This window comes from Pseudomonas sp. SWRI179, assembly GCF_014268705.1.
Taxonomy (GTDB): domain Bacteria; phylum Pseudomonadota; class Gammaproteobacteria; order Pseudomonadales; family Pseudomonadaceae; genus Aquipseudomonas; species Aquipseudomonas zanjanensis.
Genome location: NZ_JABWRA010000095.1, coordinates 1 through 11,527, shown reverse-complemented (window position 1 = coordinate 11,527; position 11,527 = coordinate 1). Strand labels below are relative to the sequence as shown.

7 protein-coding genes are annotated in these 11,527 nt (G+C 62.6%); 3 read left to right on the top strand and 4 right to left on the bottom strand.

Annotated features, from left to right (window positions below):
* The coding region (locus HU767_RS28015; protein ID WP_238349538.1) for an amino acid adenylation domain-containing protein at positions 1-3,035 on the bottom strand (3,035 nt) is incomplete at its 3' end.
* Between the two features lie 364 nt (positions 3,036-3,399).
* Here HU767_RS28015 and HU767_RS28010 point away from each other — a divergent pair.
* The 3 genes from HU767_RS28010 to HU767_RS28000 all read left to right on the top strand — a co-directional run bounded on the left by HU767_RS28010 (position 3,400) and on the right by HU767_RS28000 (position 6,539).
* Positions 3,400-4,404 (top strand): cupin-like domain-containing protein, encoded by a 1,005-nt coding sequence (locus HU767_RS28010; RefSeq protein ID WP_186731055.1) that lies wholly within the window; start codon positions 3,400-3,402, stop codon positions 4,402-4,404.
* Positions 4,401-5,771, top strand: a complete 1,371-nt coding sequence (locus HU767_RS28005) for an MFS transporter (RefSeq protein ID WP_186731054.1) — start codon at positions 4,401-4,403, stop codon at positions 5,769-5,771. The genes HU767_RS28010 and HU767_RS28005 overlap by 4 nt, the downstream gene beginning before the upstream one ends.
* Positions 5,772-5,927: 156 nt before the next feature.
* On the top strand, positions 5,928-6,539 hold the full coding sequence (locus HU767_RS28000) for an aspartyl/asparaginyl beta-hydroxylase domain-containing protein (protein WP_072412270.1): 612 nt from the start codon (positions 5,928-5,930) through the stop codon (positions 6,537-6,539).
* 488 nt (positions 6,540-7,027) lie between these two features.
* Here HU767_RS28000 and syrC read toward each other — a convergent pair whose 3' ends face one another.
* The 3 genes from syrC to syrB1 are packed head-to-tail and all read right to left on the bottom strand — an operon-like array spanning position 7,028 to position 11,103.
* Complete coding sequence (gene syrC, locus HU767_RS27995; RefSeq protein ID WP_186731053.1) at positions 7,028-8,242, bottom strand: syringomycin E biosynthesis aminoacyltransferase SyrC; 1,215 nt, start codon at positions 8,240-8,242, stop codon at positions 7,028-7,030.
* A gap of 60 nt (positions 8,243-8,302) precedes the next feature.
* Complete coding sequence (gene syrB2, locus HU767_RS27990; RefSeq protein ID WP_186710746.1) at positions 8,303-9,238, bottom strand: syringomycin E biosynthesis L-threonyl-[L-threonyl-carrier protein] 4-chlorinase SyrB2; 936 nt, start codon at positions 9,236-9,238, stop codon at positions 8,303-8,305.
* 17 nt (positions 9,239-9,255) lie between these two features.
* The gene (gene syrB1 / locus HU767_RS27985) at positions 9,256-11,103 is read right to left on the bottom strand and encodes a syringomycin E biosynthesis L-threonine--[L-threonyl-carrier protein] ligase SyrB1 (RefSeq protein WP_186731052.1); all 1,848 of its coding nucleotides are present in this window, start codon (positions 11,101-11,103) and stop codon (positions 9,256-9,258) included.
* Positions 11,104-11,527 lie beyond the last annotated feature (424 nt).

Here is an 11,527-nt window from a genome sequence, read left to right as displayed (position 1 = left end):
CCGTCGTGGCGGCCGACCTGATCCAGTTGCAGCAGGTCTTTCCAGATACCGGCGAGGGCGATTTCGGTGTCGCCCAGGGGCGCTTCGTAGGTTTTGCTGGCGAGGGATTCCAGGCCGGGGGCTGGCAGGGCGCGGCGATCGAGCTTGCCGTTGGCGGTCAGGGGCAAGGCATCGAGGTGGACGAAGGCGCTGGGCACCATGTATTCGGGCAGGTGCTTGAGCAAGGCGCTACGCAGTTGTTCGGCCGGGATCGGTTCGCCGCAGACATAGGCGACCAGACGCTTGCTGTCCGGCTGCCCTGGAAAGTCGTCCCGGGCAATGACCACCACCTCGCGAACACCCGGGCACAACGCCAGGGCTGCTTCGACTTCGCCGATCTCGATGCGCAAGCCACGGATCTTCACCTGGAAGTCATTGCGGCCCAGATACTCCAGGGCACCGTTGGCGAGCCAGCGGCCAAGGTCGCCGGTCTTGTACAGGCGCGCGTTCGGCTCCGTGCTGAACGGGTCGGCGATAAAGCGTTCGGCGCTCAATTGCGGTTGGTTCAGGTAACCCCTGGCCACGCCGATACCACCAATGTGGATTTCTCCCGAGACGCCCAAGGGTTGTGGTGCGCCACGGCCATCGAGCACGTGCATTTGAATGTTGGCGATCGGCCGGCCGATGGGCACGCTTTCGCCGGGGTCACTGGCGCGGCACTGCCAGGCCGTCACGTCGATGGCCGCCTCGGTCGGGCCGTAGAGGTTATGCAGTTCGACCGCTTGTAACTGCTGTTCGAAACGCCGTTGCAGGCTGCGGGGCAGGGCTTCGCCGCTGCACAGCACGCGCCGCAGTTCAGGGAAGGCCTGTCCGTCGTGGTGTTCAAGGAACAGGTCGAGCATCGACGGCACAAAGTGCAGCAGCGTGATGCCGGCCTGGCGCATCAGCCGGGCCAGGTAGTCCGGCTCCTGATGGCCGCCTGGGCGCGCCATGACCAGCTCGGCGCCGGCCAGCAGCGGCAGGAAAAACTCCCAGACCGACACGTCGAAACCGAACGGGGTCTTTTGCAGCACCCGGTCGTTGGCATCGACACGGTATTCGTCCCGGGCCCATAACAGGCGGTTGACCACGCCGAGGTGTTCATTCATCACCCCTTTGGGGGTACCGGTGGAGCCGGAGGTGTAGAGCACGTAGGCCAGGTGAGCGGGGGCCAGGCCGAGGGCGCGCGGGTCCGGGTTGTGTTCGGGTTGAGCGGCCAGGTGTGCGGGGTCATCGAGGGCCAGCAGCGTCGCATTCGACGCTGGCAACTGGTCTTGCAGCGCCTGGCTGGTCAGCACGGCCCGGGGGCTGCTGTCGTCGAGCATGAACGCCTGACGGGCGCTCGGCAGGTCCGGATCGATGGGCACGTAGGCGGCCCCGGCCTTGAGCGTCCCCAGCAGGGCAATGACCATTTCCGGTCCACGCCGCAGGCTCACGGCGACTCGGTCGTCCGGTTTCACGCCCAGGGCGATCAGGCGATGGGCCAGCCGATTGGCCTGGCGGTTGAGTTGTTCATAGCTGAGCAACGGCCCGGCATCGCCGCGTACGGCGCAGGCGTGGGGACGCTGCTGGGCTTGCTGTTCGAACAACTGGTGGATCAACACGTCCCGTGGATATTCCCGGGCCGTGGCGTTGAATTCCACCAGCAGGCGTTGCCGCTCAGCCTCGCTCATGAGCGGGTAATGCCCCACGGGGGTGTCATGTTGCTCCAGCACCGCCTCGAGCATCGAGACGATGCGTTGTTGCAGGTACCGGGCCTCTTCCAGGTTGAAGTAGGCGGTGTTGAAGTTGAAATCCAGGTGGACGTCTTCGAACGGATGGTAGTCGCGCACGAAGATCGCCATGGGCGTCTGCTCGTAGCCGTTGTCCATGGTGATGACCGTGGACGAGGTGCCGCCAAACTGATCGTCGCCGTCCAGGCTTTCGAACGACAGTGACACGTCGAACAGTTGTCGACGCCCGGTCTGGGCCAGGCGCAGGGTGCGATTGAGTTCGGCGATGGGGAAACGCTGGTGACGGTAGCAGCGGCGCAATTGCCCGCCAGCGGCGTGCATCAGGTCCAGCAGCGAGGCGTCGAAGTCGACGGGCAGGCGGATCGGGCTGACCGAGGAAAACATGCCTGCGGTTTCTTTCGCCCGGGCCGTGGTCCGGTTATGCACGGGCATGCCGATGACGATTTCATCGACGCCGACCGTGCGGCAGAAATAAGTGGCGACCACGCTGATCAGCACATGAGCGACCGAGAGGCTGCGTTCGCTGGCAAATTGGGTCAACGCGTTGTACAGCGCCCGCGGCAGCATCGCCTGGACCTGGGCGCTGGGCGCCAATTCATTGGCCTGGCCGGTCTTGAAATCGGCCCGGCGTTGCAGCAGCGATGGCGGCATCTGGGCGTAGGTGTCCTGCCAGAACTGGCGGTCGCGCTCATAGCGGGACGAGGCGAGGTAAGCCCGGTCGTCTTCCAGGAACGACAGGTAGGAATGTCCTTGGGCGACTTCATCGTTGCCGGCCAGCAGCGCGTTGTAGGCTGAACCCACGGCATGGCCGATCAGGGCCACGCCAATGCCGTCGGTGACCAAGTGATGATAGCGGGCGAGCCAGTAATGGCGGTTCGGACCGCAACGGACCATGCGTGCGTCCCAGAGCTGGCCCGTCAACGATTCAAAGGGTTGGCGAAAGGCGTTGCGCAGATAGTCCATGGCCAGGCCGGCGTCGGCGTCGGCCTCGGAGAACTCCACCACCTCCAGGTTCACCTTGACCTCGGGCAGGACGCGTTGGCGGCCGGTGCCGCCTTCATGGCTGAAGCTCAGGCGCAGGGTGTCGTGACGGTTGGCGACCAGCTCGATGGCTTTCTCGAACAGTGCAATGTCGATCTCGCCCTTGATCTCCAGGGACATGCCGATGTTGTAGTAGGGCAGGTCCGGGTGTGCGAGCTGATCCAGCCAGATACCCTGCTGGACGGAAGCCAGCTCGTGGGACGCGGAGTCTTGGGTAGGAAACATATCGGTCGACGAATCCATTTCGGAGCACCTGCTTGCAGAATCAATTGAGGTTTTTCTCCGTTCGAATGGCAGTGGTGGAGACCTGGACGACTGCCAGTCGGCGGAATCAATAGCCGTGGAGAAGGACATCGCAGGCGGCGCAAAGCGCTGGAGGTGACGGCGTGGCGAGGGCTGCGTTGCGAGCCTTCGAGAGTCCCCGTCCTGCCGTTCGGCTGCGCCTGATATCCCTTCACAAAGTGAGAAAAAACTAGAGCATCCGCCTTGGGATGTCTGTCATGGGAAGCAGGGACAACAGCGCGGAACGGGGCTTTGCGGTGCTTGGGCGTGGTCGTGCGAGTCTGTTATACCAACGGCCCTGAGTGTGTGCTTGCGAGGGTCGAAAATGCCATTAACCGCCGAATCGGATCACCCAGCGACGAAGTTCTGGAGCTTGTCCCGCTTCCCCAATCACCCGCAGGCGGGCGCCGTCGAAGTGATCGATGCGCTGGCGATTTCCAAAGAGGAATTCACTCGCCGCTACGTCAATCGCAACCGTCCCTGCCTGGTCAAGAATGCGGTACGGCATTGGCCGGCTTTCCATAAATGGCAGCGCCTGGACTACCTCAAGGCGCATTCGCGCAACAGTGCGGTGGTGGTGCGCTCGCAGATTGTTTCCGAGGTCATCGGCTGGTCCAATCCACAGGTCAAGGCCGAATTGACCGAATACGCCAAGACGGTCTACCGGGAGGTGCCGTTCCACCAGTTCCTCGACGACCTGAGCGTGGGTGATTCGCCGTTGGTGGCCGACAGTTGCCGGTTCTCCGAAGGCTCGGCCATCGAACAGATGAAGGAAGATGTCGGTGGATTGCCGTTCATGCCGCAGTTGGGCAAGTCCCGGCACTATCCGCCCCATCGCAGCTTCCTGTACCGCAATTCCTATACCGATTGGCACTTCCATGTCGTCGACGAAACCTTCATGGCCCAGGTCGTCGGCGCCAAGGAAGTGTTGCTGTTACCGCCAGACGAAGCCAGTTGGCGAGCCTTGCGCCCGGTGATCGAGCAAGCGGGCTACCTGTACGACATCGACACCGGGCGCTTCCCGGGGACGCTAACCTTGCGGGCGCTGCGCACGGTGGTGGAGCCGGGGGATGCGTTGTACATCCCGGTCTACTGGTGGCACGCGGTGCAATCGCTGGATGATGAATTCGGCGCGACCGTCGCGGCGACGTTCCCGACGCCTTTGCATGTCAGCGGCAACATCAGCTCGCCCATCGCCAGGCGGGTGTTGCGCACTTATCTATTCTCCCGTTTTGCGCCGTTGGTATTTGGCGCGGTGCTCTATTCCCTGGCCTATCGGCTGTTGGACAAATTCATCGGTGCCGTCACGCCTCGCGATGTGCGCCCATGAGCGTAGGGAGCGGCCGCCGGGGTTTCGATTTGGGGCGCGGTTTCTATTTCCTCTGGTGCGGCGAGTCGCTGGCGGTGGTGGGCACGGCGCTGATGGAATTCGCCCTGGGCGTCTGGGTGTACAACCATACCGGCTCGGCGGTGGCGTTCGCCAACGTGGTACTGGCGGCGACACTGCCGGCCGTGTTGTTCTTGCCCTTGGCAGGTGGGCTGGCCGACCGGATCAGTCATCGGGTGATCATTGTCTGTTGCGACGTGACCCTGGCGGTGCTGCTCCTGGGGGTCATGGCGCTGCTCTGGTTCGAACGGCTGGAGCCGCTGCACTTGTACGTTTTCAATTGCCTGGCGTCGATTGTTGGCGCCTTTCGCAAGCCCGCCTATCAAGCGGCTGTCAGTACGATTGTCGCCCCTGACAAGTTCACCCGGGCCTCGGGGTTGATCAGCATCAGCAAGAACGCTTCGGCCCTGGTGGCACCGCTGCTTGCGGGGGCGATCATGGCCAGTGCCGGGCTGGTGACGATCCTGGCGGTGGACCTGATGACCTTCTGCTCCGGCACCTTGCTGGTGATCAAGGCGTTCTCCCATGTGCGAGGCGCGCCGGGGCGCCAGGACAGCGCGCCCAAAGGCACGGTGTTCGGCGGGGCGCTGGGGAATGTCGCCGCCGCGCTGAAGTTCTTTGTCGCCGAGCGGCTGATGGCCGGGTTGCTGATCTACACCATGATGCGCACGGCGCTGTTGTCACTGGCCACGCTGATGATGACGCCGTTGCTGCTGTCGACCCTGGGCAGCCAGGCGTTGGGGATGGCCTACACCTGGGCGGCCCTGGGTGGCCTGGCTGGCGCGGGGCTGCTGATCTCCATGGGCAACCCACGCCGTTTGATGGCGTTGGTGGCGGTGGCCGATCTGTTGCTGGCGGCTTGTGTCGTCGCCTTGGGGCTGGTCTCGCAGGTTTTCGCCTACTGCGCGCTGGCCTTTGTCGCAATCACCATGGCGAGCATCGCCGACGCCAGCGTGAACTCGTTGTGGATGCGCAGGATTCCCAGCGACAGCCGCGCCAGTGTGTTTGCCTTGATCAGTATGTTGACCATCGCCACCACCAGCCTGGCGGTGATCGTCGGCGGTTTCCTGGTGGACCACTGGTTTCAGCCGGCGTTGGTACCCGGGGGGCTTTACGCCGATTCGATTGGACGTTGGCTGGGCGTGGGCCCGGGGCGCGGCGTGGGGCTGCTGTTCGTGGTGGCCGGCGGGTTGTTCGCGCTGCTGCCGTTGAGCGTCTTGCTCTACGGGCCGATGCGTCGACTGGACGAACCGCCAGTGCCGACGACTGTCGCGCGAATGATCGAGAACCCCCAGGCCGAGCCCCTGTAATGCCAGTCGGCCCCGGTGTACCTGATTCCCGTGACAGACAGGCCGCGCCCGGTGGGTCACCCTTGGCAGGCTCTCCTGCTACGCCCCAAGGCATCCGGCGGACAGGACAATCTGGCATTGCCAGCGGAATCGACAACCTCAATAAAAGGAGTACCTATGCGCCCGTCGTTTTATGATCCCAGCCGTTTTCCGCAACTGAAGAACCTGGCCGACAACTGGGAAGTGATCCGCGAGGAATTTCTGGCCCTCAATGCGCCGACCCTGACGATCAACCGCGTGGGCAAGCAGATCGCCGAAATCGTCGAGGAGATCGATGCACACATGGCGGCGGGAGGAGAGTACGGCTGGCTCTGGGGGTGGGGTGACGACATGGATATCATGCCGGAGTGGACCCAGTACGGCCTGGTGGCCTACGACACCCCGATCCCCTACGCCCGCGACGCCATGCCCGGGACTATCGAGCTGCTGAGCAAGATTCCTGGCATCAAGCTCTGCGCCTTGTTGCGCATGGAGCCCAATGTGTTCCTCGGTACTCACTCTCATACCGGCACTTGGGAGGAGGGGCTGCTGCATATGCAATTGACCATCGATGCGCCTACTACGCAGAACTATGCCTACCTCAACGTCAACGGGAGCTTTAACCAGAGCACCAATGGCAACCTGGTGATCTTTGATGGGTCGCTGGACCACTTTGCGGTGAATGCGTCCAGGGCTCACCGGACGGTGTTGTATCTTGAGTTTCATCGTGAGAAACATATGGTGGCTTGATACGGACCGAGCTCGCTTGCGGTGCCCACGGGATTGATGGTTATCCATAGGCCTGTGGGAGCGAGCTTGCTCGCGAAGAGGCCGGCATATCCAACCTCTTCATTGACTGACATTCCGCCTTCGCGAGCAAGCCCGCTCCCACACTGGATCTTCAGCAGCAGCCACATAACTCATGCGCACCCAGTCCCCCTGTGGGAGCGAGCCTGCTCGCGAAGAGGCCGGCATATCCAATATCGTCATTGACCGAGCCACGGCTATCGCGAGCAAGCTTTGCTCCCACGCTGGATTTTCGGTAGGCACAAAAATTCATGTACACCCAGCCCCCTGTGGGAGCGGGCTTGCTCGCGAAGGGGCCGGCATATCCAACATCTTCATTGACTGACATTCCGCCTTCGCGAGCAAGCTCCCACACAGGCCTACCAATACCGCAGCAATGGATATACACACAGACCGAAATGCGAGAAGCCACCAATCCCACAGGACTCGCCTCACGCCAGATGAGCCGAGCCCACCGTCGACTCCAGAAAACGAAAAGCCGTCTGCTTCGAAACCTGGGTCGACTCGAAGAACGCCAGATGACTGCCATTGCGCTCCACATGCAGCAAGGCGTCGCTGATGGACGCGGCAATGTGCTTGGAGCCACCCAGGTGAGTGGTTTCATCGCAGTCGCCAGCGACGACCAGGGTAGGCACCGTGATCTGTTCCAGCCGCGACTTCAACTCAGTCTTGTTCAACGCATCGTTGAGTCGCGCATAGCGGTAGAACAGCTCTTCGTTGACGTAGGGATAAAGCGCCGCGTGGGCAATGGAGTCCGGAATGGTCGCCAGGGTGGCCTGGTCCAGGAATAACGCCTGCAAGTCACTGGCTTCGTTGCGGTCCACGGCGGCCGATTCCATCAGCCATTCGAAGTTCTGCTGGTGGGCGGTGCGCAGGCTGTCGTCCCCCAGGTTGTAATCGCCGTGCCACAGGCTCAGGGAATTGACCCGATCGGTGTGGGTGGCCGCCGCGCTGAGGGCGATCACCGCGCCACCGCAAATGCCCATCAGGTGCGCGCTGTCCAGGCCATAGTGGTTCATCACATTGATCAGATCGCCCACCTGGGCGTCAGTGTCCACGGACAACTGGTCGAACGAAGTGCATGAACCGAACAGCCCGCGGGTTTCCCAGGTGACCACGAAAAATCTTTCGCTCAGCGCATTGAACCAGTCGCGGCACAGATCGAATGGCATGCCGCAGGGCAGGGCCAGGACGATGGCCGGGCGGTCTCGCTCGGTGCTGGCATGCACCGACAGCGCCACGTTGTCGCGAGTAATCAGGTGCAGTGTCTCGACCTCGGGCACGGCACCGCTGAAATCGAAGTGTCTGACCAGGCGCCCGAAGTCCTTGGCACTGTCGACGTCGTCGAAGTGATCATAGGCAAACTCGAGGGCCTGGCAGATTTTCTTGCTGATGAACATCTCGAAAGACGACAGTTGCGCCTCGCCGTCATGCACGTACTGCACGGCTTTGACGCCGATCCTGGCGAACGCGGTGCTAACCGCCCGTTCCGTGGCTCTCACGCTGGAGCAAGCCTGGTCGGGCGCCACGTCACTGCCCTGGGCCAGAAAGCTCAGGCAGATCGGATCGGGCAAATGGATGGCAAGGTGCCTAAGCATCCTCACGGTCTCGCACAGGCGCGTCGCTGCGTCGGTGGAAATAGTCATGGATTGGGGACTCCTGTCAGGCACGTTGCGCATGCCAACTGTCATGTGGCAGTGAAAAGGTCAGACGGCTTCGAATTTCTTGCCTCGGGTAGTATGGGTGACAAGGCGATTGTATTCAGGTGTCGTGTCGCCGATGACTTGGACCGCGCCGTATTTTTCAAGGCTGATCCGTCCACCGTATTCCTCGATGTGGTCGGAGTCGGGGTAGATCTTCACGAACGACGGCACATAACGCGAGGCGAAGCCCATGCGCATGTCCTGGGATTCACCGCTGTGGGGGTAGGAGGCGTGCATCAGCGTCGACCAGAAAATGATGAATTGGCCGGCCTTCATCTGCATGGGCACGGCGGAGGCTTCGTCGGGCTTCCAGTTCTCGTCGATCTGCAGCTGGCGATAGTCATAGCCGAAGAAACCGCGCCGCACGCCGTCCTTGACCACCGAGCTGTTGTTGGCATCGGGGTCGTAGGCCATGCGCTTGGTTTCGTCGTAGTTCATGCTGTTCTGGGTGCCGGGGATGAATTGCAGGCAACCGTTGGCGATGTTGGCGTCGGTGAAGGCGGTCCAGACGGTGATGGTGCCGCCGAAGTCTTCGTTTTCCGGCCAAAGGATCTGCGGCTTGCCCGAGGCGTTGGCGAAGGTGTCGGCCTGGTGCCAGTCGGTGCCTTCGTCGCCAGGGTATTTCGGGAAAAACTCGGTGCGCCAGCACAGTACGTCCGGGCCGAGGATACTTTCGACGCGGTCGCAGATTTGCGGACGGCAGATGTGGCTGGCGAGGAATTCGTCGTCCAGGTGGCGATCGTAATTGGCAATGTTGGTGCCGCCGGAGATCGCATCCAGATCCTGGTAGGCCGCGGCACTGCGGTCGAGCAAACGCAGGCGGGTGCGCTTCCAGGTCTCTTTCATTTCTTCTGGCGAATAGGCGTCGAATGGTCCGATGAAACCGTTCTTTTCAAACGCCGCACGTTCTTCCGGGGTCAAGGCGAATTTTTTGCTCATGGGCTTTTCCTTTTCGATCAATGGGCTTGAACAAGGGAACGCTGGATACAGCCGGCCAACACTTTGGCGGTGGCGCCATCGGCCAGCACACCTGGGTCGAGGTTGACCCGGTAATGGGCCTTGAGCGTGCTCAACGAGCGGATCAGGGCCAGGGAGGTGCCGCCGAAATCGAAGAAGTCATCGTTCAGGCCGATGTTCTTCAGGCCGATGTCGTCCGACCAGACCTTGAGCACGAACTGCTCTTGTTCAGTGAGGTTCGGCTCGCTGGCGTGGAGCTCGGTCGATGGGATCGAGTCGGGCGAGGGCAGGCGGCTCTTGTCGATCTTGCCGTGGTCGGTGACCGGCAATGCCGCCAGTGGGATGTAGGCCGAAGGGCGCATGTAGTCCGGCAGGCTCGCGGCCACCTGTGCGGCCACTTCGCTGCGGACCTGTTCGGTCCAGGCCGTCACGCCATGGGTCGGTACCACATAGGTCACCAGGCGCCAGTCGCCATCGCCGTAATCGTGGCCGGCCACATGGGCAGCGGCTACGGCGGCGCTGGCTTGCAGGCACGCTTCGACTTCGCCCGGCTCGATGCGGAATCCGCGGATTTTAAGTTGTTCGTCGCAACGACCGGCGTAGCGGTATTCGCCATCGTCGCCCAGCACCAGCAGGTCGCCTGTGCGATAGGCAGGGCCTGATGTACCCGGCAACTGGACGAAGCGCGCTGCGTTCAGGGCGGGACGATTCAGGTAGCCCAGCGCTACACCGGCACCTTCAATGTACAGCTCACCGGCATTGCCTTGAGGCACCGGCTGTTGATCGGCGTCGAGCAGGTGCAGGCGCCAGCCATCCAATGGTGCACCGATGGACACCATGGCGGCGCTTTCCAGGTCCTGGCCGAGCACCCGTTTGAAGGTGGTGTGGACGGTGGCTTCGGTGATGCCGTACATGTTGATCAAGGCTGGCGTCTGGTCGCCATGGCGTTCGACCCACGGTCGCAGCACCGTGGCGGGCAGCGCCTCGCCGCCGAACACCACATAACGCAGGGCCAATGGCGCACTGGCAGAACGGTCCGCTTCATCCAGGCCACGGAACGCCGATGGCGTCTGGCTCAGCACGGTGACGCCCTGGTCGGCCAGCCATTGACGCGTGCCACTTGGCGAGCGCGACACATCGTAGGGCACCACGGCAACGTGGCCACCGTGGGCGAGGGCGCCCCAGATTTCCCATACCGAAAAGTCGAAACCGATGGAGTGGAACATCGACCAGACGTCGTTTTCGGTGAAGGCGAACGAGCGTTGGGTGCTTTCCAGCAGGCGACTGACGTTACCGTGCGCCACCAATACGCCCTTGGGCTCACCGGTGGAGCCGGAGGTGTAGATGACGTAGGCCGCGGCCTCGTCGGGGTTGCGCTGGTCGGCGGCGGGCAGCGGTTGCAGGGCCGGGCCGGCCAGCAGCTCGGCCAGGGACAGGACGCGCACGGACGCGCTTTGCGGCAGGTCGGCGAGTTCCCCGATCATCAGGCCCAGGCCGCTGTCGCGCACGATGTGTTCGACCCGCTTGCCCGGGTATTGCGGATCGACCGGGACGTAGGCGCCGCCGGCCTTGAGAATGCCCAGCAGGCTGATGACCAGGTCGACGCCACGTGGCAGGCACATCCCCACCAGCATGCCGTCCCGGACGCCTTCCTGGCGAAGCCGGGCCGCCAGTTGCGACGAGACAGTGTCGAGTTGCGCGTAGCTCAATGAGCGAGAGGCGTCGGACACCGCGGTTCGCTCAGGGAATTCACGGGCCCGGGCGACGAATGTTTCATGCAGGAATGCACCGTGCGTGAGGGGGGCTGGCGCGGGGTTGACCGATCCGCCAGTGTTCTTAATCGGCATGACTAACGCTCCTGTTAAATGCCAGGCACACCGTGTTGCGAGTTGCGCAAACCGATGTGCTCGAGACGTCACTGCGACCCACGGCATCGTTTGCGGTACCTGTGCATTTCGCAGCTCGCGCATTTCAGCACCGACTTTGTGTCGGCGTCTGTCGCGGGAAATGGGGACAAGCGAGGCTGGTTTGGGTCGACGTGTGTCGGTGCAATGGCCGGTGGTGGGTACGGGGCGCCACAGATCAAAGTCAAAGGCAGAGCAACAGCAGGATATGCACTCAGCATCCAAGTAGCTGTGCTACCGCTATCGCGAGCAGGCTCGCTCCCACAATGGGTCGCAGTGAACACAAGCCCCATGAACCCCCAAGATCTCCTGTGGGAGCGAGCCTGCTCGCGAAGAGGCCGGCCCATCCAACATCACTGCAAACTGG

Coding starts and splice junctions, on each gene's coding strand:
- HU767_RS28010 (WP_186731055.1), top strand. CDS start 3,400: ATGCCATTAACCGCCGAATCGGATCACCCAGCGACGAAGTTCTGGAGC.
- HU767_RS28005 (WP_186731054.1), top strand. CDS start 4,401: ATGAGCGTAGGGAGCGGCCGCCGGGGTTTCGATTTGGGGCGCGGTTTC.
- HU767_RS28000 (WP_072412270.1), top strand. CDS start 5,928: ATGCGCCCGTCGTTTTATGATCCCAGCCGTTTTCCGCAACTGAAGAAC.
- syrC (WP_186731053.1), bottom strand. CDS start 8,242: ATGACTATTTCCACCGACGCAGCGACGCGCCTGTGCGAGACCGTGAGG.
- syrB2 (WP_186710746.1), bottom strand. CDS start 9,238: ATGAGCAAAAAATTCGCCTTGACCCCGGAAGAACGTGCGGCGTTTGAA.
- syrB1 (WP_186731052.1), bottom strand. CDS start 11,103: ATGCCGATTAAGAACACTGGCGGATCGGTCAACCCCGCGCCAGCCCCC.